General features: G+C 62.1%; 21 protein-coding genes. 6 read left to right on the forward strand and 15 right to left on the reverse strand.

Going from position 1 to position 25015, the window contains the following annotated elements:
- Positions 1 to 4: 4 nt before the first annotated feature.
- The 5 genes from QM694_RS11050 to QM694_RS11070 are packed head-to-tail and all read right to left on the reverse strand — an operon-like array spanning position 5 to position 8418.
- Positions 5 to 766 (reverse strand): hypothetical protein, encoded by a 762-nt coding sequence (locus QM694_RS11050; protein WP_415006986.1) that lies wholly within the window; start codon positions 764 to 766, stop codon positions 5 to 7.
- A complete protein-coding gene (locus tag QM694_RS11055; RefSeq protein ID WP_415006987.1) occupies positions 763 to 2073 on the reverse strand; it encodes an aspartate aminotransferase family protein in 1311 nt (436 codons plus the stop codon). The genes QM694_RS11050 and QM694_RS11055 overlap by 4 nt, the downstream gene beginning before the upstream one ends.
- 17 nt (positions 2074 to 2090) lie before the next feature.
- A complete protein-coding gene (locus QM694_RS11060; RefSeq protein ID WP_415006988.1) occupies positions 2091 to 4499 on the reverse strand; it encodes a GcvT family protein in 2409 nt (802 codons plus the stop codon).
- A complete protein-coding gene (locus QM694_RS11065; RefSeq protein ID WP_415006989.1) occupies positions 4496 to 6889 on the reverse strand; it encodes a GcvT family protein in 2394 nt (797 codons plus the stop codon). Before QM694_RS11065 ends, QM694_RS11060 begins: the two co-directional genes overlap by 4 nt.
- Entirely contained in the window at positions 6889 to 8418 is a 1530-nt protein-coding gene (locus tag QM694_RS11070) for a trimethylamine methyltransferase family protein (protein ID WP_415006990.1), read from the reverse strand. The genes QM694_RS11065 and QM694_RS11070 overlap by 1 nt, the downstream gene beginning before the upstream one ends.
- 72 nt (positions 8419 to 8490) lie before the next feature.
- On the opposite strand from QM694_RS11070, the gene QM694_RS11075 reads away from it, so the two are divergent.
- Positions 8491 to 9480 carry a LysR family transcriptional regulator gene (locus QM694_RS11075; protein ID WP_415006991.1) on the forward strand — a complete coding sequence of 330 codons (990 nt, stop codon included), beginning with the start codon at positions 8491 to 8493 and terminating at the stop codon, positions 9478 to 9480.
- A gap of 3 nt (positions 9481 to 9483) precedes the next feature.
- On the opposite strand, the gene QM694_RS11080 is transcribed toward QM694_RS11075, so the two are convergent.
- The 8 genes from QM694_RS11080 to QM694_RS11115 all read right to left on the reverse strand — a co-directional run bounded on the left by QM694_RS11080 (position 9484) and on the right by QM694_RS11115 (position 17186).
- Entirely contained in the window at positions 9484 to 11835 is a 2352-nt protein-coding gene (locus QM694_RS11080; protein WP_415006992.1) for a phosphoketolase, read from the reverse strand.
- A gap of 81 nt (positions 11836 to 11916) precedes the next feature.
- Positions 11917 to 12972: a threonine aldolase family protein gene (locus tag QM694_RS11085; RefSeq protein ID WP_415006993.1), complete on the reverse strand. Its 1056-nt coding sequence runs from the start codon at positions 12970 to 12972 to the stop codon at positions 11917 to 11919.
- A gap of 30 nt (positions 12973 to 13002) precedes the next feature.
- The gene (locus tag QM694_RS11090; protein ID WP_415006994.1) at positions 13003 to 13473 is read right to left on the reverse strand and encodes a DoxX family protein; all 471 of its coding nucleotides are present in this window, start codon (positions 13471 to 13473) and stop codon (positions 13003 to 13005) included.
- Entirely contained in the window at positions 13470 to 14132 is a 663-nt protein-coding gene (locus QM694_RS11095; protein WP_415006995.1) for a putative DNA-binding domain-containing protein, read from the reverse strand. The genes QM694_RS11090 and QM694_RS11095 overlap by 4 nt, the downstream gene beginning before the upstream one ends.
- Entirely contained in the window at positions 14132 to 14986 is an 855-nt protein-coding gene (locus QM694_RS11100) for a DUF692 domain-containing protein (RefSeq protein ID WP_415006996.1), read from the reverse strand. Before QM694_RS11100 ends, QM694_RS11095 begins: the two co-directional genes overlap by 1 nt.
- Positions 14983 to 15267: a DUF2282 domain-containing protein gene (locus QM694_RS11105; protein WP_415006997.1), complete on the reverse strand. Its 285-nt coding sequence runs from the start codon at positions 15265 to 15267 to the stop codon at positions 14983 to 14985. The genes QM694_RS11100 and QM694_RS11105 overlap by 4 nt, the downstream gene beginning before the upstream one ends.
- Positions 15268 to 15334: 67 nt before the next feature.
- Positions 15335 to 16249, reverse strand: a complete 915-nt coding sequence (locus QM694_RS11110) for a DMT family transporter (protein ID WP_415006998.1) — start codon at positions 16247 to 16249, stop codon at positions 15335 to 15337.
- Between the two features lie 64 nt (positions 16250 to 16313).
- Entirely contained in the window at positions 16314 to 17186 is an 873-nt protein-coding gene (locus QM694_RS11115) for an MBL fold metallo-hydrolase (protein WP_415006999.1), read from the reverse strand.
- A gap of 73 nt (positions 17187 to 17259) precedes the next feature.
- Here QM694_RS11115 and QM694_RS11120 point away from each other — a divergent pair, with 73 nt between their 5' ends.
- The 3 genes from QM694_RS11120 to QM694_RS11130 are packed head-to-tail and all read left to right on the forward strand — an operon-like array spanning position 17260 to position 18888.
- Positions 17260 to 17571, forward strand: coding sequence for an ArsR/SmtB family transcription factor (locus QM694_RS11120; RefSeq protein ID WP_415008613.1), 312 nt, complete (start codon positions 17260 to 17262; stop codon positions 17569 to 17571).
- Between the two features lie 15 nt (positions 17572 to 17586).
- On the forward strand, positions 17587 to 18078 hold the full coding sequence (locus QM694_RS11125) for a rhodanese family protein (RefSeq protein WP_415007000.1): 492 nt from the start codon (positions 17587 to 17589) through the stop codon (positions 18076 to 18078).
- Positions 18079 to 18111: 33 nt separating this feature from the next.
- Positions 18112 to 18888: a sulfite exporter TauE/SafE family protein gene (locus tag QM694_RS11130; protein ID WP_415007001.1), complete on the forward strand. Its 777-nt coding sequence runs from the start codon at positions 18112 to 18114 to the stop codon at positions 18886 to 18888.
- Here QM694_RS11130 and QM694_RS11135 read toward each other — a convergent pair.
- Together QM694_RS11135 and QM694_RS11140 are read right to left on the reverse strand one after the other, a co-directional pair.
- Positions 18885 to 19340, reverse strand: a complete 456-nt coding sequence (locus tag QM694_RS11135; protein WP_415007002.1) for a GNAT family N-acetyltransferase — start codon at positions 19338 to 19340, stop codon at positions 18885 to 18887. The genes QM694_RS11130 and QM694_RS11135 overlap by 4 nt on opposite strands.
- Positions 19341 to 19347: 7 nt before the next feature.
- The gene (locus QM694_RS11140) at positions 19348 to 19908 is read right to left on the reverse strand and encodes a helix-turn-helix domain-containing protein (protein WP_415007003.1); all 561 of its coding nucleotides are present in this window, start codon (positions 19906 to 19908) and stop codon (positions 19348 to 19350) included.
- On the opposite strand from QM694_RS11140, the gene QM694_RS11145 reads away from it, so the two are divergent.
- Both QM694_RS11145 and gltB read left to right on the forward strand, forming a co-directional pair.
- Positions 19879 to 20313 carry a hypothetical protein gene (locus tag QM694_RS11145; RefSeq protein ID WP_415007004.1) on the forward strand — a complete coding sequence of 145 codons (435 nt, stop codon included), beginning with the start codon at positions 19879 to 19881 and terminating at the stop codon, positions 20311 to 20313. The genes QM694_RS11140 and QM694_RS11145 overlap by 30 nt on opposite strands.
- A gap of 27 nt (positions 20314 to 20340) precedes the next feature.
- A complete protein-coding gene (gltB, locus tag QM694_RS11150; protein WP_415007005.1) occupies positions 20341 to 25014 on the forward strand; it encodes a glutamate synthase large subunit in 4674 nt (1557 codons plus the stop codon).
- The last annotated feature ends 1 nt before the right edge of the window (position 25015 follow it).

Consider the following 25015-nt stretch of genomic DNA (forward strand, 5'->3'; position numbering starts at 1 on the left):
GCGTCTATGGATGCGCGCCCAACCGGGCCAGCTTTTCATAGAAGGGCACATGTTGCGCGAACATCTGCCTGAAGCGTGGCTGCGCAGCGGCGAGCTTTTCAAACTCGGCCTCGATCTCCTTGCGCTTTTCCGGCGTCAGTGGCTGCACCGTCTTGCTGGATGACGCATTGGCGTGCCAGCTCGCCACCTGCTGCCAGTCCTTCGGCACATCGTCGCCCCAGTGCAGGGCTTCCGGCTTGTCGGACAGGCCGACACCCTGCCAATAGCGGTGCATCTCGCCCTGCGGATCAACCTGCACGCGCTCGCTTAGCACGATGACCGGCGGGCGTTCGGTTTTTCCGGCCAACCCTTCGATGTGCCGCCACTGCGCTTCATAGCCCAGTTCCTCGGACGTGAAGTCCGGATCGAGCTTGGCATAGGAGGTGATCGACGCCCTGGGATCGCGGATCAGGAAGCTGTGCGTGACGCGCCGGAGGAACGCATCGTCCTCAAGCATGTGCGGGATCACGTAATAGCTCATGTCCTTGAAGAACACAGGCCCCTGCTCGGCCTTCCTGATAATCATGTCGCGGATGGCGTCATAGCTGCGCGGATGATCGTCCATCGCATCGAAGTGCGGCATCTGCTTCTTGGCGCGGTTGATATAGTAATCATACATGAAGGGTTCATGCAGGCAGGTGAGATCGCCCCGCGCCCGCATGATGCGCTCGAAGGCGGTCGACATGGACCGCGGATGCGACCACAGCGCGATGATGGGATGGCTCACGCGGCGGCCTCCGTGAAGGCGCGGTCAAGGCCATCCGCCACCCTGTCGACATCCTGCAACGACAGGCACATGGGCGGCACCATGCGCAGCACCGAGCGGTTGGGGCCAGACTTGGAAAGGATGAGGCCCTGCCCCCGGCAGCTTTCAAACACCGCCGCCGTGACATCGGCATCCGGCTCCTTTGACTTGCGGTCCTTGACCATTTCGATCGCCAGCATCAGCCCGCGCCCGCGCACGTCGCCGATCGCCGTGTGGCGCTGCTGCAAATCCTTGAGCCGCTCAAGAAGCGCGGCACCCACCTGGCGCGAATTTTCCTGCGTCTTTTCCTCGGCGATCACCTTGAGCACGGCGCGGCCCGCCGCACAGCTCGTCGGGTTCGCGCCATAGGTATGGAACATGAATTTTTCCGCCATCACATCTCCGATGGCCTTGCGCGCCACGACGGCGCCCAGCGGAAATCCATTGCCGATGCCCTTGGCCATCACCACGATGTCGGGCACCACGCCATCGGATTCGAACGCCCACATATGATCGCCGGTGCGGCCGAAACCCGATTGCACTTCATCAGCAATGTAAAGCCCGCCAGCCGCTCGCACGCGCTCCGCCGCACCCGACATATAGCCCTTGGGCATTTCCACGATGCCGCCATAGCCCTGCACGCTCTCCACGAAAATGCCCGCCACCTTGCCTGTGGTGGCCGAGGCAATGGTGCGCTCGATCTCATCGAGATAAGGCTCCGTGCCCGGTCCGAAGATGCCGCGATACTGGTTGGGCTCCGCCACGAAGGCGACATTGCCCGGCATGCCGGGATGGCGGAAACCGGCGATGCCGGTCAAGGACTGCGCCGCCGATGTCGGCCCGTGATAGGCGGTGCGAAGGGCCAGCAGATCGAGGTTGCCGGTATAGGTTCTGGCCATCACCATGGCGAGATCGATCGCTTCAGAGCCCGAATTGGTGAAATGCACCACCCACTCATGGCCCTTCGGCATGGTGGCCGCGAGTTCCTCCGCGAAATGCGCAGGGGTCGGATGATAAAACATGGTGGTGCAATGGGTGAGTTCCTGCGCCTGCGCCATGGCGGCGGCGACGACTTTCGGATGCGAGTGGCCGACGGAGATGCACACGTTCATGCCGAGCAGGTCGATATATTTCTTGCCCTCGGTATCCCAGAGATATTGCATCGAGCCCTTCCTGAAGACCATTGGCTCCTTGAAGGGCACGAACTTCTTTTGCGATTGCGCGTAATAGCGTTCGCGCCGCGCCGCCGTGGCGGCGGAAGACCATTCCGTTTCGAGATAATCGGCCATGGATCAATCCTCCTGGGTCAGTTGGCCTTGAGCCGCAGGTTCTGCGGATCATAGGGCGGCGTGGCAAGAATGACGGCGGGGCGTTCGCGGCCCAGCAATTTGACGGTGAGTCCGGAACGGATGTGCGGTTCACGCAGGAAGGCCAGCGCCAGCGATTTCTTGACGCGGTGCCCATAGGCGCCCGACGTAACGACGCCAATGGGGCGGCCTTCAGCGAACACGGTGTGCGAATAGAAGGGTTCGATGTTTTCGGTGGTGTCGATTTCGAGCAGCACCATGTCCCAGCCCGGCTGGCGCTTCAGCATCGCCTCGCGGCCAATGAAGCTGCGGCCATCGGGCTTGACCAGAAAACCAAGTCCGTTCTCCAGCGGCGTGCGCTCGGTCGTGAGATCCATGCCCCAGCCGCGATAGGCTTTCTCAAGCCGCATGCTGTTGGCGGCATAGGCGCCATAGTAGCCAACGCCAAATTCTTTCCCTGCTTCCTGAAGCGCGCGGAAGACACGCAATGCATCGGCCCGCGCAAGATGCAGCTCCCATCCCAGTTCGCCGACATAGGAGACGCGCAGCGCCAATGCTTTCACGCCGGCAATCTCGATGTGCTTCGCCGACAGCCATGGAAAAGACGCGCCGAGCGGCGTGGAGATGACTTTGCCCAAAACCTCCGCCGATTTCGGCCCCATGAGGCCGATCACCGCCAGCTCATCGGTGCGATTGCGGATGGTGACGTTGAAGCCGTGGGCGCGAGCGCGGAGAAGATCGAAATCCATTTCCTCCGAAGCAGCCGCCGAAGTGAGATAGGCCTGCGTGGGATCAAGCACCGTGACCGTGAATTCGCTCGCCACGCCGCCCGCGGGTGTCAACGCATGGGTGAGACCGATGCGGCCGGGTTTCGGCGGTGTGTTGGCGCCCAGCGCATCGAGAAAGCTGAGCGTATCCGGACCCGTAACGTCAAACTTCGAGAACACAGAGAGATCGGCAAGCGCCACGCGGTTCTGCACCGCATCCACCTCACGCGCCACGGCGTCAAACCAGTTGGTGCGGTGAAAGCTGTCCTTCGTCTCATCGTCCGGCCGGGATGAAAACCAGTTGGGGCGTTCAGCGCCGTGCGCCGATCCCATGACAGCGCCCTGCCCGCGCATCGCGTCATAAAGCGGCGAGACGCGGATCTTGCGGCCCGCCGGGCGCTCCTCGAACGGAAAATGCACGCCGAACTGCAAGCCGAAACATTCGATCGCCTTGTCCACCCGGTAGGCGCGGTCGGCCCATGGGCCGAAGCGGCGGCTGTCCACCGCCAGCGCATCCATGGGCGGCGCGCCATGCACCATCCAGTGCGCGAGGAATTTGCCCGAGCCGCCGCCTTCCATCACGCCCATGGATGAGCCCGTCAGCAGCCATGCATTGGGCATGCCGAAGGCCGGGCCGATCAGCGGATTGGCATCGGGCGTGAAGGTGATAGGACCGTTCACCACCGTCTTGATGCCCGCCGTGCCAAGCGCCGGAACGCGCGCCATGGCGGCTTCGATGATGTGTTCGACGCGGTCGAGATCGGGCGGCATCAGTTCGGCGCCGAAATCCGGCGGCACGCCATCGACAGACCACACCTGCGCCTGCTTCTCGTAAGGCCCCAGGATGAAGCCGTCACGCTCCTGCCGACAATACCAGCTTTCTTCCGGATCGCGGATAATCGGCAGCTCGGCCAGCCCCGCCTTCTGCCGCGCCGCAACATTGGCCACCGTATCGGTGACGAGATATTGGTGCAGCACCGGCACCGAGGGCACATTCACGCCCATCATCTGGCCGATCTCGAAGCCCCATGTGCCAGCAGCATTGACGACATGCTGGGCGCTGAGCTTGCCCTTCGTGGTTTCGACGACCCAGCGATCACCTTCGCGGCGGATGGCGTGAACGGGATTATAGCGCTGGATGGCAGCGCCGTTTCTCACCGCCACCTTCGCCATGGCATTGGTGGCAAGCGAGGGATCGACATGCCCGTCATCCGGCTCGTAGATGCCGCCGATCAAGCCGTCGAGCGTGGCGAGCGGATGCAGTTCGGCAATGCGCTGGGGTGTCAGGATTTCCAGCGGATAGCCGGTGAATTCCGAAAGTCCGGCGACATGGCGGAATTCATCCATGCGGTCGGGATTGCGGGTGACTCGCATGGCGCCCGAGCGGTGGAAGCCGCAGCTTTCGCCCGTTTCTTCCGGAAGAATGTCGCGGTAGAGCCTCACCGAGGTGGCGCGCAATTCCTGGATGGTGGGGTTATGCGCGAAATGCGTGCAGAGGCCCGCCGCATGCCATGTGGAGCCGTGGGTGAGATCGTTCTTCTCCACCAGCACGCAATCGCGCCAGCCCTGCTTGGCGAGATGATAGAGCAGCGACACGCCCATGGCGCCGCCGCCGATGATCACCACCTGAAACTCGCTCATGCACGCATCCTTTCGCCGGCGGGATCATAGGGCACTTTAGCCAGCACCGTTGTGGGATAGGTGCGGCCCGCCACATCGACGCTGAAATGCCGCCCGGCCGTTTCGTTGAGTGTCTCGCCCGGTTTCACGCTCACCAGCGCCAGCGCCAGCGTCAACCCGGTGCGCACGCCTTTGGCCCCCGATGTCGTGAGTCCCACGACCTTGCCGTTTTCCATCACCGGCTCGTCATGGAGGATGAGCGGATGGCCTTCGACGTCAAGCAGCACGAGGCGTTGCGTGAGACCGCCGTCTTTTTGTGCGAGCAGCGCTTGCCTGCCGCGGAAGGATTTCTTCCAGTCCATCGCGAAGCCCAGGCCCGCGTCCAGCGGCGTGATTTCGGGGCCAAGATCATGGCCCCAATGGCGATAGCCCTTTTCGATGCGGCAGCCATTCAGCGCATAATGGCCCATGGGCTTTGCGCCCGCGCCGATCAGCGCCTCGAACAGTTTCGCGGCTTGATTGTTTTCAACCGTGATTTCCCAGCCAAGTTCACCGACATAGGAAATGCGCGTGGCGAGACAGGGAACACCAGAGATCTTCACCTCCCGCGCCGTGCTGAAGGGAAAATCCGTCCAGTCATCCTGTGACAGCGCCGAAAGTGTCTTTCGCGCGCCTGCCCCCATCACGCCGATGATGCAGAAATCTTCCGTGCGATCGGCAAGCTGAACGTCAAAGCCCTTCGCCGCGCGGCGCAACAGCGCGGCGTCACGGCGGCGGGTGGCGGCGCCCGACACCAAGCGGAACAGATCAGGCGCCAGGCGGGTGATCGTCACATCCGCTTCGATGCCGCCCCTGTCATTAAGGATCAGCGTGTAGACGGCGCGGCCAATCGCAACATCCATCTGCGCAGTCGCCAGCCCGTTGATGAAGGAGAGCGCATCGGCACCTGAAATGTCGATCTTGGTGAACGGCGAAAGATCGAGCAGCGCCGCGCCGTCTTTCATGTGAGCGGCTTCACGTTCGGCAATCGCTTGCCAGGGCTGTTCGCCCACCGAATAGGGAAGTTCGCGCTCCGCATCATTCCGCGCATACCAGAGGCCGCGCTCCCAGCCGACCGTCAGGCCGAACACCGCGCCCCGCTTCGCCCAGCTTTCATGAAGCGTCGAAGTGCGAAGGCCGCGCCCTGCCTTTGGCTGCTTGAACGGCCAGTGCAGCGCGAAGAGATCGGACACCGCCTCCTCCATGCGCGCCTTCATGTGCTCCGACGACGCTGTGCGCGCATCGATGCGGGCGATATCGATGCCCCAGAGATCGCGCGGCTCCGCTCCCTCGGCAATCCAGTCGGCCAGCACGGCGCCGATCCCGGCCGAACTCATGATGCCCACCGAGTTCATGCCGCAGCCGACGAACAGCCCATCGACCTCCGGCGTCTCGCCCACCAAGGGGCCGGTATCCGCGGTGAAGCTCTCAGGGCCGTTCATGAATCGCTGGATGCCGGTTTCGGCGAGTTGCGGCACCAGTGCGAGGGCCGCTTCCATGAAAGGCGAGAACTGGTCCCAGTCTTCCGGCATTTCCAGAAAGGCGCGGTTGCCTTCGGGGCCGTAGGGGTCCCACACCTTCGCATTGGGCTCGAAGCCGCCGATCACCAGCCGCCCCGCATCGCCCTTCACATAGATGCCGGTATCAAGATCGCGCACCACGGGGAAGGGGTTGGGCAGTCCCGGCATGGGCTCGGTGACAATATACATGTGCTGCACCGCCTGCAGCGGCAGCGCCACGCCAATTTCATCCGCGAGCTTCTTCGACCACGCGCCCGCGCACAGCACCACGCAATCGGCAGGAAGTTCGCTGCCATCGCCAAGGCGGACGCCGCTGACACGGGCGTCCGTCACGAGAATGCGCGACACCTCCACGCCCTCGCGGATCACCGCCCCATGGTTTTTCGCAGCCCGCGCATAGGCCATGCAGAGATCGACGGGATTGACGTTCGCATCTTCGGGCACTTTCAGCGCACCCGCGTGATCGCCGAGCGCCAGCTGCGGAACATCCACCTGATCGGGCGTCACGATCTCCGGCGTCAAACCCATGTGACGGCCGACGCTGGCGATGCGCCGCAGCTCATCCATGCGTTCGGCCTTTCGCGCCAGCCAATAGCCGCCTGTGCGGCGGTAGCCCGTGCTCATGCCGGTTTCGGCTTCAAGTCCGGGGAACAGCTTCAGTGCGTGAGAGGCGATGCGCGTCATCGCCGCCGTGGCGCGTAGCGGCCCGACGATCCCCGCCGCGTGCCAGCTCGTGCCTGACGTCAGCTGGTTGCGCTCCAGCAGCGTCACATGTTTCTCGCCGCGCCGCGCCAGATGATAGGCCACACTCAGGCCCACGGCGCCGCCGCCGATGATGATGATGTTCTTCATCAGAAATAATTCATGTCCGGCTGCTGCGATTTCACGCGCGTCATATAGGCCTTGAGTTCTTCGTCAATCGCCGGATCGAGGCCGGGGTCCTGATAATTCTCAAGCTGCTTCTTCCACAGCGCATTGGCACGGGTGGCGGCATCCTTCGAGCCTTCGGCCTGCCATTGCTCGAAGGAATTGTTGTCGGGCGTCAGCGGGCGGAACAGCGCGCTCATGAAATTGAGGCGCGTGTGATCGCTGCCCAGATAGTGCTGGCCGGGACCTGTGGCGGCGATGGCGCTCATGGCCTGGGCATTTTCGCTCAAGTCAATGCCATCGAAGAAGCGGCCCACCTTGCCGCACAGGTCGGCGTCGATCATGGTTTTCTCGAAGGATGTGACGAGCCCGCCCTCGAGCCAGCCGGTGGCGTGATTGATAAGATTGGCGCCCGCGAACATCGACATAAGAAGGCCCCATGCCGCTTCTTGTTCGGCCTGCGCGTCCGGCAGCTTGGAGGCCGACAGCGTTCCCACCGTGTGGAGCGGCACGCCGAGCCGCCGCGCCAACTGCCCAGCAGCCAGAACCATCAGTCCTGCTTCCGGCGTTCCGAAGGTGGGAGCGCCGGATTGCATCGACATGGTGGAGGCAAAACTGCCCATGAGGCAGGGCGCGCCGGGATTGACAAGTTGCACCAGCGACAGGCAGGCCGTTGCTTCGGCGAGCACCTGCGCCAGCGTGCCGGCAACGGTTGTGGGGCTCATGGCGCCGGTCAGAACCCAGGGGGTGCAGGCGACGGGCTGGTTGGCGCGCGCATAGGTCTTGAGTGCGCCCGACATGTGCGAGTCGAGCACCAGCGGCGCATTGGTATTGGAGACGCAATAGAGCACCGGATTATTCGCGACATAATCGGCACCGAACACGATCCGCGCCATGTCGATGGCGTGGCCAGCGCGCTCGGCCCCGATGAAAGCTCCCATGAAGGCGCGGTCGGAATAGCGGATGTGGCCATAAAGCATGTCGAGATGGCGCTTGTTGGCGGGGAGATCGACGGGTTCGCACACCACGCCGCCCGAATGGTGAAGCCACGGAATGGTCTGGTGCAGCTTCACCAGCGAAATGAAATCGGAATAGCTGGCGTAGCGGCGGCCCTTGTCGAGATCATGCACGAAGGGCGGCCCCCAGGACGGACAAAGCACTGTGGCATCGCCGCCCAGTTGCACCGTGTTGGCGGGGTTGCGCGCGTTTTGCATGAACAGCTTCGGCGCGGTCGCCTGAATGGTCTTGCGGCAGAAGCCTTTCTCGAAATGGACGCGCGTGTCCTTGACGTCGCAGCCCGCCGCCTTGAAGATTTCGAGGATTTCCGGATCGCCGGTGAATTCCATGCCAGTTTCTTGGAGAATGGTATCGGCATTGGCCTCAATCAGCGACAGGCCTTCCTCGCTCAAGACGCTGAAAGTTCCGAGCTTGCGCTGGATATAGGGCGCGCGCAGCTGTTCGGGCCTATCGGACGATCCGGCGCGCCTGCGCCGCGTGGGCTGGGGAGAGGTCATGCGTGGCAGTTTCCATGCGACTCCGCAAAACTCAATTGACGGAGCCTATCATTAGGATTTCTAATGGTTGGCATGACCAGAAAAATGAAGCGAAAATCCGCCGCGCGCGTCAACTCCAACCTCCTGAAAGGCATGGAGGTGTTTGAAGCCGTGGCTGAGACAGGCCAGATGACCGCCGCCGCGCGCATGCTGGGGATGACGCAATCAGCGGCCTCCCAGCACATCAGCGCGCTGGAAAAATCCTATGGCGTGAAGCTGTTTGACCGTTCGGTGCGGCCGGCGCTGTTGACCCAGGCAGGGACGCTGCTGCACCAGCATGCGGCACGCATTCTGAACGTGGTGGGCGATCTTGAAACCGAGATGCGCCATCAAGGCCCAACGCCGATCAGCGTGCTGCGATTGGGCATACTCGCCTCGATCGCCACCACGCTTTCGCCCGGCCTCGTGGCGCTGGCCAAGAAGGGTTTTGGCGTCAATGACGTGACGCTGCACGCGGGATTGAGCGTCGACCACGAAGCGCTGCTGCGCGCCAAGCGCGCCGATCTGGTGATTTCGTCGAGCCCCTTCTACGACATGGAAGGGCTGGAACGTCATCCGGTGCTGCAGGAGGAATATCTCCTCGTTCTTCCCGCCAAATACCGCGGCCCAACGGATAATCTCGACGCCATCCAGAAGCGCCTGCCGCTGATCCGATTCGCCGATTCAACCAGCGTCGGACGGCAGGTGGCGCAGCATCTGCGGCGCATCCGCCTGAAGCCCGAGCAGGTGATCCAGGCCGACAGGTCAAGCATGGTGACGGCCTGCGTCTGCAACGGCATGGGCTTCACGCTGCTGTCGCCGACACTGCTGATCGACGGCTTCGTAGAGCAGATGCCACTAAAGGTCTTGCCGCTGCCCGCCGCACGGCTTACGCGCACCATCACTGTTGTGGCGCGCGAGCGGGAGCTTGGCGATTTTCCCCGCCGCGTGGCCATGCTCACGCGCAAGAAGCTGATCGAGCACATCGGCCTTCACATGGGCGACGTCGGAAGCGCCGCCGTGACACCCGTTGAAACCGCCTGAGCCCTAGCTCCACCGCCAGCCGGTGATCTCCGGCATGTCTTCGCCATATTCGCGCGTGTAGCGCACATGCTCCGCGAGCTTTTGCTCCAGCTCATCCACCAGCGGCTGCGCGTCTTCCGCGAAGGCCGGGAGATATTTGACCGCCGCGAGGACGAGATGAAAGCGGTCCAGCTCATTCATCACCGCCATGTCGAAGGGCGTTGTCGTCGTTCCCTCCTCACGGAACCCATGCACATGGAAATTGCCGTGATTGGTGCGCCGGTAGGTGAGCCTGTGAATGAGATAGGGATAGCCGTGATAGGCGAAGATCACCGGCTTGTCATAAGTGAAGAGCGCATCGAAGGCCTGGTCGGTGAACCCGTGCGGATGCTCGGAATGTGACATCAGCGTCATCAGGTCGACGACATTTACCACGCGGATTTTAAGCTTCGGCAGTGCCTTCCTGAGGATGCTGACGGCAGCGAGCGTCTCCATGGTCGGCACATCGCCCGCACAAGCCATCACGACATCAGGCTCTTCGGCGGGATCGCAGGTGCAGGCCCAATCCCAGATGCCCGCACCCGCCTCGCAGTGCTTTTCCGCTTGTGAAGCCGTCAGCCATTGCGGCGCAGGCTGTTTGCCGGCGGTGATGACGTTGATGCGGTTATAGGTACGCAGGCAATGGTCCGTCACCCACAGCAGCGTGTTGGCATCGGGCGGGAAATAGAGACGCACGATATCGGCCTTCTTGTTGGCCACAAAATCGGCAAAGCCCGGATCCTGATGGCTGAAACCATTGTGATCCTGCCGCCACACATGCGAGGTGAGGAGATAGTTGAGCGACGCAATGGGCTTGCGCCACGGGAGATGCGATGAGGTTTTCAGCCACTTCGCATGCTGGTTCACCATCGAATCGACGATATGGATGAAAGCCTCGTAGCAGGAGAACAGCCCGTGCCTGCCGGTGAGGAGATAGCCCTCCAGCCATCCCTGGCACTGATGTTCTGAGAGAACCTCCATCACTCGGCCTTCGCGCGCCAAATGCACGTCATAAGGCTCGATGCCTTCCATCCAGACACGCTCCGTCACATCGAACACCGCGTCGAGCCGGTTCGACGCCGTTTCATCCGGCCCCATCAGCCGGAAATTGCGATTGGCCGCGTTGAGCTTCATCACCTCGCGGAGATAGATGCCCATCTGCCGCGTCGCTTCGCCGTCGCGCGCGCCGGGCGTGGGCACATCAAGCGCCAGTGTTTTCCAGTTGGGGAGCGCCAGATATTTTCGCAGCAGGCCGCCATTGGCTTGAGGCAGCGCACCCATGCGCTTCAATCCTTTGGGAGCCAGCGCCGCGAGCTCCGGCATGAGCCGGCCCGACGCGTCGAACAGTTCTTCGGCGCGATAGCTCCGCATCCAGCCTTCGAGGATTTTCCGGTGTTCCGGAATTTCCCGCGCATTGGACACCGGCACCTGATGGGCGCGCCAGAATCCTTCAACCTTGAGGCCGTCAACCTCCTTCGGCCCCGTCCAGCCCTTCAGGCTGCGCAGGATGATCATCGGCCACAGCGGCCGCCGCACGTCCTTGCTGCTCGAACGCGCCTCGTTCTGGATGACGCGGATACGGTCAAACACTTTATCGAATATCCGGGCCATCGCCTTGTGCATCGGCATTGGCTCTTCGCCTTCGACGAAATAGGGCTCATAGCCAAAGCCGGTGAAGAGATCGGTCAGTTCCTGATCGCTCATGCGGGCGAGGATGGTGGGATTGGCGATCTTGTAGCCGTTGAGATGCAGGATCGGCAGCACCGCGCCATCAATGCGGGGATTGAGAAACTTGTTGGAATGCCATGCAGCGGAAAGAGGCCCCGTCTCCGCCTCGCCATCGCCCACCACGCAGGCCACCACCAGATCGGGATTGTCGAAGGCCGCGCCATAGGCATGCGAGAGCGCATAGCCCAATTCGCCGCCTTCGTGGATGGAGCCCGGCGTTTCCGGCGCCACATGGCTGGGCACGCCACCGGGAAAGGAAAATTGCTTGAACAGCTTCTGCATGCCCTCGGCATTCTGCGGAATGGCCGGATAGATTTCGCTATAGGTGCCTTCAAGCCAGGTGTTGGCCACCATCGCAGGCCCGCCATGGCCGGGGCCGCAGACATAGAGAATGTCGAGATCGCGTTCCTTGATGATGCGATTGAGGTGAACATAGATGAAGTTGAGGCCGGGCGTCGTTCCCCAATGTCCGAGAAGGCGCGCCTTCACATGCCCGGCCTTGAGCGGCTCGCGAAGCAGCGGATTGTCCATCAGATAGATCTGGCCGACGGACACATAATTCGCCGCCCGCCAGTAGCGGTCCATCAGCTCAAGCGTGTTGCTGTCCATGTCCTGCTCCTTCCAAACGCGTACAATTGGACTTTAGGAGCAAGGCTGCGCCGTGCCTAACGCTCTTTTATGACAATGGTTTCACTTCGTCAGCCGCTTCACCAGCGCGATGAACGCCTCCACATCCTGTTGGGGCGTGGCGAAGGACAGCACGAAGCGGACGAAAATTTCATCATCCCTGATCGCATCGCCAAGGCTGTCCGGCATCCAGTCATAGAATTTGGCGCCTTCGGCCAGCAGCGCATCGTTCAGGCGGCGGGGAATGATCGCGAAGACTTCATTCGCCTGAACCGGATTGGGAATGCGTACGGCTGGTATGGTGCGCAAACCCTCGGCCAGCTTCGCCGCCAACCCATTGGCCGCCCGCGCGTTCTTCAGCCACAGATCGTCCTTGAGATAAGCCAGCATCTGCGCGCCGAGATAGCGGCTCTTCGACACAAGCTGCCCGGACCGCATGCGGCGATAGGCAAAATCCTCCGCCAGCGCGAGGTCGAAGAACACAACGGCCTCCAGCATCATGGCGCCATTCTTGGTGGCGCCGAAAGACATGACGTCCACGCCTGCCTTCCAGGTGAGATCGGCGGGCGGGCAGCCGAGGCTTGCCACCGCATTGGCAAAGCGCGCGCCATCCATGTGCAGCTTCATGCCGCGCGGATGAACGAGATCGGCAATCGCCTTGACCTCGGCTGGGGAATAAAGCGTGCCAAGCTCCGTGGCATTGGTGATCGACACGCCCTTGGGCTTGGGATCATGCTCGCCGCGGATGAAGCCTTTCAGAACCTTCTCGATCTGCGCCGGCGTGATCTTGCCGGCGGGCCCATGAATGCCGATGATCTTTGCGCCGCCGGTGAAGAATTCCGGCGAATTGCATTCATCGCAGAAAATATGCGCTTCCCCATGGCAGAGAATGGCACCGTAGCCGGGTGTCAAGGCGGAAAGCGCCAGCCCGTTCGCCGCCGTGCCTGTCGTCACCAGAAAGGCCCGTACCTCGCGGCCAAAAATCTCCGACAGCTTCTCTTCCGAACGCCGCGACAGGTCATCGCCCGCATAGGAGGATGCCGTTCCCGCATTGGCTTCGGCGAGGCTTTCGAGAATCAGAGGATGAACGCCATAGACGTTGTCGGACGCGAAATTCATGGGGGCAGGCTCCTGCGGAAGGAGCCCTCTCTACCGCCTCGCCAGAATATGGTCGAGGGAGATCTTGCCAGGCCCCAATGTGATCAGCATCAGAAGGATGGTGGCCCAGGTGCCGTGCAAAACATAGGCATCGGGATAGACGAAGATCTCGATCACCAGCGTCATGACGAGAAGGCCGAGCGCCGAGAAGCGCGTGGCAAGGCCGATAAACAGCAGGATCGACAGCGTGAATTCGTTGAAGGCCGCCAGATGCGCGGCGATCCACGTCGGGACGAGCGGCAGTGCATAGTCATGCTCGAACAGCGTGAAGGTGGATGGCGCCAGATCGAAGGGATTGGGCTTGAAGCAGAAATGCCGCCCGAGACAGAGAGGCGCACCCTCGAGCTTCGTCTGCCCGGAATTGAAGAACACCAGCCCGATGGAAAGCCGCCCAAGCAGCGCCAGCAGCGAATAGGGGAATTGTTCAAACAGGCGGATCAGCCGCGCGGCAAGGTTTTTCATGATGCATCCAAAGAGGCAATTGAGACGATGAGCAGTTTTTCGATCAGAATACGGACCATGCCGGGATCATTGCCTCCCAGTGCCGCTGGCAGCGTGAGCCCTTCCATGAGCCGCGCCAGAAACTGAAAAACGGGCTCATCCAGCAGGGTCACATTCACCTCCGCCTCGGGACGGGAAACCAGCACGTGCTGAAGATGGTGCGGTGTGCCTCTCTCTCGGGTCCCCCACATCGTTCCGGCTGCGAAAGGCGAGGAGAACAAAGACACCGAGGGATGAAAAACAAGACGCGAGGTTTCAAGCGCCTCCACGTCAAGTGCGGCAAAGGAAGTTGCCGGAAGCGGTGCAACATCCGCTGCGTGATAGGCGCGCCACCAGAAATTCTCGAGGAGCGCCACATCCCGGATGGCAGGATCGGCGATCGCATCGGCAAAACTCTCGCCATAGGAAATCAGGACGGCGGAGAGCGGCTTCGTCTCCCGCACATAGGCCGTGGCGGCGCGCGCAAATTCCTGCTGGCCCAGCAGCGCCTCGGTGGCGGGAAAGCGCACCCGCAGCGCCGTCAGCAATCCCGCTGCGACATTGTTCAGATAAATGGGAAAGCGCGGATGGGGCGCCATCTCCCGCCCGGCAATCGCCGCCTGAAACTGGCGCTCGCGCATCAGGCGGCAGCCCTGACGCAAGCGCGCATGACGGCATCGGCACGCTGCGCCTCCGCAACGAGTTCTCCAAGCAGAGGAATGTCATTGTCGCGCTCGATGAGCGTGGGAAGGGAGCCGGTGCGGCGAACAACATGCTCATAAAGCGCCCACACATCCTGAGCCACCGGAGAGCCATGCGCATCGATCAGGACAGGCTGACCCGCGCCATCATGGCGTTCGTCATGGCCTGCCAGATGGATTTCCCGCACAGCCGCAAGTGGATATTGCGCGATATAAGCGAGCGGATCGAATCCGAGATTATGGGCCGAGACAAACACATTGTTGATGTCGAGCAGCAGCCCGCAGCCGGTGCGGCGCGCAATCTCCCGGATGAAATCCGGTTCGCTGTAAGTGCTTTCCTCAAAAGCCAGATAGCTTGACGGATTTTCAAGCAGCATCTGGCACCCCAACGCCATTTGCGTCTCATCGATATGATCGCAGACGCGTTTGAGTGTTTCCGCCCTATAGGGCAGGGGCAAAAGATCCGCGAGAAAACCTGTATCATGGGTAGACCAGGCCAGATGCTCGGAAAACAGTGCCGGCTGATAGCGGGCAATCAGCGTCTTCAGACGCGTCAGATGACTGCGGTCCAGCGGCAGTGGCCCGCCGATCGACAGGCCCACGCCGTGAAGCGAAAGCGGATAGGCCTCGCGCACCGCCGTCAGATAGCGATGCGGCGGGCCGCCCGCGCCCATGTAGTTTTCCGCATGGACCTCGAAGAAACCGATGTCGGGCTTTTCCGCGAGCACCGCGCGGTAGTGCTCGGCCTTGAGGCCGATGCCACCGCGCGGCGGAATGGTGGAGGTGAGCGTCACGCCGGGCGCTTGATGGGGGTGAGCGAACCCTTGCCCATCGGCGTATCCATCGCCGCGCAGGTGCCGGTCTTTACATATTTCCAGTGCGCGCCATCATAGTCGATGGTCGAGGTTCCAGCGCAGCTCGTGCCTTCGCCCGCCGCGCAGTCGTTCTGCCCCTTGAGCGCGATGCCGTAGCATTTTTCCATGTCATCAGCGCGCGCCGGTACGGATGTCACGGCGGCGGCAGCCGCCAGTGCGCCCGCGATGGCGAGAAGGCTTGCGCGTTTCGTAGTGTCCATCGGATGTCTCCCTGTTGAGTAAAAGTTTGAAACCAAGCAACGCGCACAGTCATGCCAAACATCGCGCTCACTTGGAAATCACAGAGGCGTCAGGATCAAGTGAAGGAAGGGCGCCCTGCCGGATGCGGCCCTCGAGAAGGATCACGCCTAGCCCTGTGAGAATGATGAGCGCCATGCCGATGAGCGCCAGGCCATCGGGAAAATGCCCGAAAGCCACGATGCCGGACACCACCGCCCAAAGCGTGGAGCTGTAGTTGAATGGCGCAACCGCGCGTGCGGGCGCGAGCCGGAATGCCAGGAACACAAAGGCGTGACCGCACATCAGCAGGAAACCCGCCAGCGCCATCAAGGCCAGCGCGCGCCGGGTGGGCATCACGGCAGTCTCGAACAGCAGCATGCAAAAGAAGGCCGCAACCATCACGATCACCAGCACGGCGAAGGTGACGACAAGCGCCGGAACATTGGCGCCAACCTTGCGGGAGGCTATGTCGCGCGCCGCAGCGCCCACCGCCGCCGCAAATCCGAGAATGGCGAAAGGCGAGGCGGTGGAGGAACCCGGCTGCGCCACCATCAAGGCGCCGATGATGCCGATGGCGATAAGGAGCAGCCGCCCGCCGGATATCCGTTCGCCCCAGATCATCCAGCCGCCCAGCAAAACCAGAAACGGCGAAATCTGCAGGATGGCCGTCACATCGGCGATCGCCATCTGATTCAGCGCCAGGATGAACATGAGAATGGCCGAAAGCTCGAACAGCGATCGCAATACCACCCATGGGCTCGCCGCAAGCGGCAACGCCCGGCCCTGGCCCGTGAACAGCACCAGCGGCAGGCACCAGATGCAGGCGGCAAGGCCGCGCATGGCCAGCACCTGAAAGGGCGGAGCATCCTCCATGGCGAGTTTCATGCAGGTGTCGTTGCCGACGAACACGCCTGCAGCAAGCAGCATCGCGCCGATGCCGCGGAGATGGGAAGGTTGCGCCAAGACGTCCTCGCGCCCATGAGGGGTTGCGCATCAACCCCTAGCGGCACGGCGCGGGATTCGCAAATCAGCTTGCCAGCGTGATGGGTACGCGGATGTAGTGCACGCCATTGCTGTCGGCGGGCGGCAGTTTGCCGGCCCGCATGTTCACCTGGATCGACGGCATGAGTAGCACCGGCGCCGAGAGCGTGGCGTCGCGCGACTGGCGCATGTTCACGAACTCGTCCTCCGACACGCCCTGATGCACATGGATGTTGCGGTCAATCTCCTCGCCCACCGTTGTTTCCCACGCATAATTGGTACGGCCGCCTTGCGGCAGGTAGTCGTGGCACATGAACAGCCGCGTTTCGCGCGGCAACGACGTGATGCGCTTGATGGATCGGTAGAGTTGCCGTGCATCGCCACCCGGAAAGTCCGCGCGCGCCGTGCCGTAGTCCGGCATGAAGATCGTATCGCCCACGAATACGGCATCGCCGATCTTGTAGGAAACGCAAGCGGGCGTATGGCCGGGCGTGGCAATCACCTCGCCCTTGAGAAAGCCGACCGAAAAAATATCGCCGTCCTTGAAGAGGATATCGAACTCCGAACCGTCTCCCGAAACATCGAGCGCGTTGAACACCGGGCGGAAAATCTTTTGCACATCGCGGATATGTTCACCGATCGCCACCTTGGCGCCCGTCTTGAACTTGATGTAGGGCGCGCCCGACAAATGATCCGCATGGGCATGGGTTTCGAGGACCAGTTCGATGTGAAAACCTTCCGCGCGGGCCTTGGCCAGAATGGCATCGGCCGATTGGGCGGAAGCTTTTCCCGATTTGTGGTCATAGTCGAGAACCGGATCGACGACGGCGGCGGCCTTGGTCCCGGGATCGGCGATAAGATAGCTCACCGTATTGGTTGGCACGTCGAAAAAGGCATGAATCACGGGTTTGGAAGGCATTGAAAATCTCCTTTCCTGTTTCCTTGACAATATATTAGAATATTCTAAATTATCAACATCTAATATTGAGGCTGTGATGAGTGTTGAGGAGCTTGATCTTGCCACCTTTCAGGACCGTGCCGGTGAAGCGGCGCGGCTGCTGAAGGCGTTGGCCAACGAAAGGCGGCTGGTGATCCTCTGCAAGCTGATCAAAGCCGGGGAAATGAATGTTTCGAGCCTGGGCGAAAGCGCTGGCCTCAGCCAGTCGGCGCTGTCGCAGCATCTGGCGCTGATGCGCGAGGAAGGCCTCGTTGTTTCCCGACGCGCGGCGCAAACAATCTTCTACCGCATCGCCAATCCTGCCGTTGCACAGGTGCTGGTAACGCTCAAATCCATCTATTGCTGAACAGGAGACTCCAGAATGCCGCTTCGCCATGTTTCACCCGCGGAAGCCAGGCAACTTATCGACCAGGGCGCCATGCTCATCGATATCCGCGAACGCGATGAGCACGCGCATGAGCGCATTCCCGGCGCATCGTCGGTGCCGCTCTCAACACTTGGCGAAACCACGCTCACCGGGCGCGAAGGCCAGGTGATGATCTTTCATTGCAAGTCCGGCAACCGGACGAGGGTGAATGAAGATCGCCTGTCACAGGGAACGAGTTGCGCGGCCTTCATCCTTGATGGCGGCCTTGAAGCCTGGCGCGCCGCCGGGCTTCCCATCAGCAAGGATCACAGCCGGCCGCTGGAAATGAACCGGCAGGTGCAGATCGCCGCGGGCAGCCTGGTCGTTCTTGGCGCGGCCCTTGGATTTTTCGTCAATCCCGGCTTCTACGCGCTCTCTGCCGCGATTGGCGCGGGCCTTGTTTTCATGGGGGTCACCGGCAGGGGCTGGCAGAAATCCGCGCCCTGATGCCCCCGAACCACACTGCCCACGCGTGAACGCATGACCATCACCGATCTTCTCTCCGCTTTTTCCGGCGGCGTGGTTGGCCTTGTGCTCGGCCTTCTGGGCGGCGGCGGCTCGATCATCGCGGTACCGCTTCTTCTTTATGTGGTGGGCGTTCCCTCGGCGCACATGGCGATCGGCACCAGCGCCGTCGCCGTGTCGCTCAGCGCGCTCTCCAGCCTCTTTACACAGGCAAGGCAAGGGCTGGTGAAATGGCCATGCGGCGTGGTGTTCACGGGCTTCGGCCTTCTCGGCACCGTGCTAGGCGCCAATCTCGCGCTGAGATTGCCGGGTGAAAAGCTCATTCCGCTGTTCGGCCTGCTGATGGTGATCGTCGGCATTCTCATGCTCTTGAAGAAAGATGCCGAGGGCGACCCGGACGTGCGCCTGACACGGCATACGGCGCGGCACATGCTGCCGTGGCTTGCCACGTCTGGCCTGGCGGTCGGAGCGCTGGCGGGATTCTTCGGGATTGGCGGCGGCTTTCTGATCGTCCCGGCCCTGCTCTTCGCCACCGGCATGCCGATGCGCAATGCGGCGGCGACGTCACTGGCGGCAATCGCCGCTTTCGGGGCCGCAACCGCCATCACCTATTCGCTGGCGGGCGAAGTGAACTGGCGAATGGTCGCGTTCTTCATTGCGGGAGGAATCGCCGGCGCCGTGGCCGGAAACCGGATGGGCGTCAGTGCGAAAATCCTGCAACCCCTGTTTGGCGCGCTGGTGATCGCTACTGGCATCTATGTGTCGCTGCGGTCACTGGGCATGCTGGCCTAGAGCGTCAGCGTCAGGAACAGGCTGTTGGGATCGGGTCTATAGTCGCCAAATGGCGGGCATTCCACGAAACCGTGAGACTTATAGAGTGCTACCGCCGGTTCAAAATAACCGAATGATCCGGTTTCGAGGCTCAGATGCTTCAGCCCCTGCGCGCGCCCTTCCTGAACGATGTGATGGAGGACAAGGCTCGCCGCGCCACGCCGCCGTGCAGCCTCGGCCGTGTGCATGGATTTCACTTCGCCGTGTAGGGCATCCAGCCGTTTCATCGCGCCGAACGCCAGAAGAGTCTCGTCCTCCCACACGCCCCAGAAATCCACATCAGGCGATTTGAGCCTCGACAGGTCGAACACATGGGCGCTCCCCGGCGGCGTCACCTCGTGGCATTTGTCGAAGTGGTGGCGAAGCAACGCCACCACGCGGGGATCGTCAAGTCCGCCAGATCTGATGTCCATTCCATCCTCACACTGTAAACAGGAAATACCGCGCCAGCACCGCGCCAGTCTCAAACAGACTTTCACCGAATAACCGGTAACGCAGGCAATCGCCCGTGCGCAAAGTATGCAGGCTCCCCTCAATGGTGAGTATGAGTTCGCCTTCCACCATCACCAGGTGATGCTCGAGCCCCGGGCGCGGCGGATGGGCGTATGCGATGCGGACCAAGGGCTCCAGCCAGCATTCGATCACTTCTCCGGACAGTTTGGCGGCAGGTGGAGACACCGAACGGCGCGTGAAGCCCGCCTGCTTATCGCGCCAGACCGACTGAGTTTCGGCGCGCACGAGCGGCGTGAATGTTTCTTCCGCTAGGAACATGAGCCGGGACATAGTAAGCCCATAAACGGCGCAGAGCCTTCCCAGCACATTGGCCGTGGCGCTGACCTCCGCATTCTCCAAACGCGAAAGCGTGGCCCGGCTAACCCCGCTTTGCTGCGCCAATTGATCTAGCGACCACCCCCGGCCGACGCGCAATTGGCGCAAACGGCCGGCGATGAGATGATCGAGGTTGGCTTCTGGATTTTCCATATCAGAGATTTTATTTCATTTTCGGGAAAAATCAAGACTGCGCAATATTATTGCGTATTTCTGCATCCCGTGATTCCTTCCTTGCGGGACGCCCCTCATTCTGGCATACATAAAAGGTCAGTAACCCTGACCTTTTATGGCAATTCAAGGCAAGTGGACCCGCCGGATGACCCGGAATACGACCACAAGGACCCAGAATACGACGGCCAATCGCGCCGCCGGTGCCACCGCCGCGCGCGGCGCTACGCCTCTCAAACGCAAATAGAGGCAGGCTCGCGCGCCGGCACAGGCGCCACGGGTTTGATCCTGAGGCAGGGGTTCTGGCGGCCACCCGAAGGCCCCGCCTCCACGATCAGACCCACCATCGCAGCCGGTTTCCCTTGGGGGCTGATTGCGCAAGAATAGGATGACGTTGGGAGAGGAGTTGGGGCAATGAACATGATGAAGCGGCCGGAAGGCCTGCCCGAGGCGCATGGTCTTTACGACCCGCGCAACGAACATGATGCCTGCGGCATTGGCCTCGTCGCCAACATCCATAACGTCAAAGCTCATCGCCTCGTGAGCGATGGCCTGTCGATCCTCAAGAACCTTGAGCATCGCGGTGCCGTGGGCGCCGACCCCAAGGCGGGCGATGGCGCTGGCATCATGATCCAGATTCCACACGCCTTCTTCGCGGCGGAAGCCAAGCGGCTGGGATTTGAACTGCCCGGCCCGCAGCATTATGGCGTGGCGCAGCTCTTCATGCCACGCGAACCGGTCTACCGGCAGGACATCGAACGCATCTGGTGGGAAACCTCCCGTGAGGAAGGCTTGAAGGTTCTGGGTTGGCGCGACGCGCCCGTCGATTCGTCGATTCTCGGCTATTCCGTGAAGGGCACCGAACCGGTTCATCGCCAGCTCTTCATCGGCCGTGGCCCCACCATCCGCGATGAAGCGCATTTCGAGCGCAAGCTGTTCGTCTGCCGCAAGGTCGTGTCGAACCGCGTGCTGGAAGTCCTAGGCAGCAAGGGCAAGACCTATTATCCCGTCTCCGTCTCGGCCCGCACCATCGTCTACAAGGGCCTCGTGCTCGGCAAGGACCTCGGCGCCTATTACCGCGACCTCGAAGACCCGCTGGTGGAATCCGCCTTCGCCATGGTGCACCAGCGCTTCTCCACCAACACCTTCCCAAGCTGGCCGCTATCGCACCCCTACCGCTTCGTTTGCCACAACGGTGAAATCAACACGGTGCGCGGCAACTATAACTGGATGGCGGCGCGCCAGGCCAACATGAAGTCCGATATTCTCGGCGAGGACCTGTCAAAGCTGTGGCCGATTTCCTACGAAGGCCAGTCCGACACTGCGTGTTTCGACAACGCGCTCGAATTCCTGCACATGGGCGGCTACTCCCTGCCCCATGCCATGATGATGCTGATCCCCGAAGCCTGGGCCGGCAATCCGCTTATGGATGAGGACCGCCGCGCCTTCTACGAATATCACGCTGCCCTCATGGAGCCGTGGGATGGCCCCGCCGCCATGGTGTTCACCGACGGCCGCCTGATCGGCGCCACGCTCGACCGCAATGGCCTTCGCCCATCGCGCTACATGACGACCGATGACGGCTATATCCTGCTCGCCTCCGAGATGGGCTGCCTGCAATTCGCGGAAGAACACGTCACCCACAAGTGGCGGCTGCAGCCCGGCAAGATGCTGCTCATCGATCTTGAGCAGAAGCGCATGATCTCCGATGAGGAACTGAAGAAGACCCTCGCCACCGCTCATCCCTATAAGGACTGGCTGAAGCGCACCCAGGTGGTGCTGAAGGATTTGCCGCAGGCCCGCACCAAGCGCGCCCGTTCCACCGTGCCGCTGCTCGACCGCCAGCAGGCCTTTGGCTACACGCAGGAAGATTTGAAGATCCTGATGGCTCCCATGGCGCAGACCGGCCAGGAGGCCGTGGGCTCGATGGGCAATGATGCGCCGATCTCAGCGCTCTCCGACAAGGCCAAGCTGCTCGACACCTATTTCAAGCAGAACTTCGCGCAGGTGACCAACCCGCCGATTGACCCCATCCGCGAAGAGCTGGTGATGTCGCTCGTTTCCTTCATCGGCCCGCGCCCGAACCTGCTCGATCTCAAGGGCACCTCGAAGCACATGCGGCTTGAGGTGGCGCAGCCCATCCTCACAAATGAAGACCTTGAGCGCGTGCGCACCATCGGCGCCGTCTCCGACAATCCGTTCCGCACCGCCACCATCGACATCACCTATGACGTGGCGAACGGCCCGGAATATATGGAAGCCGCCCTCGACTCGGTGTGCGGCCTTGCCGAGCGCGCCGTGAAGGATGGCTATAACATCATCATTCTTTCTGATCGCGCCGTCTCGGCCGAGCGAGTGCCGATCCCGGCGCTGCTCGCCACATCAGCCACCCATCATCATCTGATCCGCAAGGGCCTGCGCACCGCAGTCGGCCTGGTGGTAGAATCCGGCGAGCCGCGCGAGGTGCACCAGTTCGCGGCGCTTGCGGGCTATGGCGCCGAAGCCGTGAACCCCTATCTCGCCTTCGAGACGCTGGAGGCCATGTTGCCGCAGCTTGAGGAAGAGGTGACGGCCTATGAAGCGGGCAAGCGCTTCATCAAGGCCATCGACAAGGGGCTGCTGAAGGTGATGTCCAAGATGGGCATCTCGACCTATCAGTCCTATTGCGGCGCGCAGATTTTCGACGCCGTGGGCCTCTCCAGTGAGTTCGTGCGCAAATATTTCACCGGCACGGCCACGCAGATCGAAGGCGTGGGCCTCAGCGAGATTGCCGCCGAAGCCTTCCGCCGACACGAAGATGCCTTTGGCGAAAATCCGGTGTTCCGCGCCAGCCTGGACGTGGGCGGCGAATATGCCCAGCGCATGCGCGGCGAAGCGCATGTGTGGACGGCGGAAACCGTTTCCAACCTGCAACATGCCGTGCGTGGCAATTCCAGGGACAAGTTCCGCAACTACGCGCGCCTCATCAACGAGCAGTCCGAACGGCTGAAGACCATGCGCGGATTGTTCCGTATACGGACGGCTGAGGAAATGGGCCGCGCGCCGGTTGACATCGAGGAGGTGGAACCGACGGTCAGCATCGTCAGGCGTTTCGCAACCGGCGCCATGTCCTATGGATCGATCAGCCGTGAGGCGCACACCACGCTGGCCATCGCCATGAACCGCATCGGCGGCCGCTCCAACACCGGCGAGGGCGGCGAGGAAGCGGACCGTTTCAAGCCCCTGGCCAATGGCGATTCCATGCGCTCCGCCATCAAGCAGGTGGCAAGCGGGCGTTTCGGCGTGACAGCGGAATATCTCGTCAACTCCGACATGATGCAGATCAAGATGGCGCAGGGTGCCAAGCCCGGCGAAGGTGGCCAATTGCCCGGCCACAAGGTGGACGCCACCATCGCCAAGGTGCGCCATTCGACGCCGGGCGTCGGCCTCATCTCGCCGCCGCCGCATCACGACATCTATTCCATCGAGGATCTGGCGCAGCTGATCTTCGACCTGAAGAACGTGAACCCCGCCGGGCTTGTTTCAGTGAAGCTCGTCTCGGAAGTGGGCGTGGGCACGGTGGCGGCGGGCGTCTCCAAGGCGCATGCCGACCATGTGACGATCTCGGGCTATGAAGGCGGCACCGGCGCATCGCCGCTCACCTCGATCAAGCATGCGGGGTCGCCATGGGAAATCGGCCTTGCCGAAACCCAACAGACGTTGGTGGCCAACGATCTGCGCGGCCGCATCACGGTGCAGGCCGATGGCGGCATCCGCACCGGCCGCGACGTGGTGATCGCGGCGCTGCTCGGCGCTGATGAAATCGGCTTTGCCACCGCACCGCTGATCGCCGCGGGATGCATCATGATGCGGAAGTGCCACCTCAACACCTGCCCTGTGGGCGTGGCGACGCAGGACCCGGTGCTGCGCAAGCGTTTCACCGGACAGCCCGAGCATGTCATCAACTTCTTCTTCTTCGTGGCCGAAGAGGTGCGCGAGCATCTGGCGGCGATGGGCATGCGCTCCTACGACGAGTTGATCGGCGAAACCCAATGGCTCGACCAGCAGGAGGCGATTGCCCACTGGAAGGCCAAGGGCCTCGACTTCTCGCGCATCTTCGCCAAGCCTGACGTGACCGGCCCCCTCGCCATCAAGCATGTGACGGCGCAGGATCACGGCATCGACCGCATTCTCGACCGCAAGCTGATTGCCGAGGCGGCACCCGCGCTGGAGCATGGCAAGGCGGTGGAGATCGCAACCCTGATCCGCAATGCCGACCGCACGGCAGGCGCCATGCTGGCCGGCGCCGTGGCGCAGCGTTACGGCCATGAAGGCCTGCCCGATGATACGATCCGCGTCTCCTTCAACGGCATCGCAGGCCAGAGCTTTGGCGCTTGGGCCGCGCATGGGATGACGCTGACATTGACCGGCGAGGCCAACGACTATGTCGGCAAGGGCCTCTCGGGCGGACGCCTCGTGGTGCGCCCGCAGGAGAACATCGGCTTCGTGCCTGAGAAATCGATCATCGTCGGCAATACGGTGCTTTATGGCGCCATCACCGGCGAATGCTATTTCCGGGGCGTGGCGGGCGAACGCTTCGCGGTGCGGAACTCCGGCGCCATCGCAGTTGTCGAGGGCGTGGGCGACCATGGCTGCGAATATATGACCGGCGGCTGCGTGCTGGTGATCGGCGAGACGGGCCGCAACTTCGCCGCCGGCATGTCGGGCGGCGTGGCCTACGTACTGGACGAGGCCGGAGACTTCGCGCAGCGCTGCAACCTCGCCATGGTGGACTTGCAGCCCGTGCCGGAAGAAGAGGACACGCTGGAGCGCCTGCACCATCATGGCGGTGACCTCGAAGGACACGGCCTTGTGGACGTGACCGCGCATATGGATCGCCACGACGCCGAGCGCGTGCGCGAATTGCTGACGCGCCATGTGAAATACACCGGCTCGTCACGCGCCCAGGCGATCCTCGACAACTGGCAGGCCATGCTGGCGAAATTCGTGAAGGTGATGCCGGTCGAATATGCCCGCGCTCTTCAGGAACTGGAGAAGGCGCAGGAAACCAGCGATGGCATGACCATCGGCCTCAAGAGGAGCGCGTAAC

The sequence above is a fragment of the Aestuariivirga sp. genome, assembly GCF_047602625.1.
In the GTDB taxonomy this organism is placed as follows: Bacteria; Pseudomonadota; Alphaproteobacteria; order Rhizobiales; family Aestuariivirgaceae; genus Aestuariivirga.

Coding starts and splice junctions, on each gene's coding strand:
- QM694_RS11055 (WP_415006987.1), bottom strand. CDS start 2,073: ATGGCCGATTATCTCGAAACGGAATGGTCTTCCGCCGCCACGGCGGCG.
- QM694_RS11060 (WP_415006988.1), bottom strand. CDS start 4,499: ATGAGCGAGTTTCAGGTGGTGATCATCGGCGGCGGCGCCATGGGCGTG.
- QM694_RS11065 (WP_415006989.1), bottom strand. CDS start 6,889: ATGAAGAACATCATCATCATCGGCGGCGGCGCCGTGGGCCTGAGTGTG.
- QM694_RS11070 (WP_415006990.1), bottom strand. CDS start 8,418: ATGACCTCTCCCCAGCCCACGCGGCGCAGGCGCGCCGGATCGTCCGAT.
- QM694_RS11075 (WP_415006991.1), top strand. CDS start 8,491: ATGACCAGAAAAATGAAGCGAAAATCCGCCGCGCGCGTCAACTCCAAC.
- QM694_RS11080 (WP_415006992.1), bottom strand. CDS start 11,835: ATGGACAGCAACACGCTTGAGCTGATGGACCGCTACTGGCGGGCGGCG.
- QM694_RS11085 (WP_415006993.1), bottom strand. CDS start 12,972: ATGAATTTCGCGTCCGACAACGTCTATGGCGTTCATCCTCTGATTCTC.
- QM694_RS11090 (WP_415006994.1), bottom strand. CDS start 13,473: ATGAAAAACCTTGCCGCGCGGCTGATCCGCCTGTTTGAACAATTCCCC.
- QM694_RS11095 (WP_415006995.1), bottom strand. CDS start 14,132: ATGCGCGAGCGCCAGTTTCAGGCGGCGATTGCCGGGCGGGAGATGGCG.
- QM694_RS11105 (WP_415006997.1), bottom strand. CDS start 15,267: ATGGACACTACGAAACGCGCAAGCCTTCTCGCCATCGCGGGCGCACTG.
- QM694_RS11115 (WP_415006999.1), bottom strand. CDS start 17,186: ATGCCTTCCAAACCCGTGATTCATGCCTTTTTCGACGTGCCAACCAAT.
- QM694_RS11125 (WP_415007000.1), top strand. CDS start 17,587: ATGCCGCTTCGCCATGTTTCACCCGCGGAAGCCAGGCAACTTATCGAC.
- QM694_RS11130 (WP_415007001.1), top strand. CDS start 18,112: ATGACCATCACCGATCTTCTCTCCGCTTTTTCCGGCGGCGTGGTTGGC.
- QM694_RS11135 (WP_415007002.1), bottom strand. CDS start 19,340: ATGGACATCAGATCTGGCGGACTTGACGATCCCCGCGTGGTGGCGTTG.
- QM694_RS11145 (WP_415007004.1), top strand. CDS start 19,879: ATGATCGAGGTTGGCTTCTGGATTTTCCATATCAGAGATTTTATTTCA.
- QM694_RS11140 (WP_415007003.1), bottom strand. CDS start 19,908: ATGGAAAATCCAGAAGCCAACCTCGATCATCTCATCGCCGGCCGTTTG.
- gltB (WP_415007005.1), top strand. CDS start 20,341: ATGAACATGATGAAGCGGCCGGAAGGCCTGCCCGAGGCGCATGGTCTT.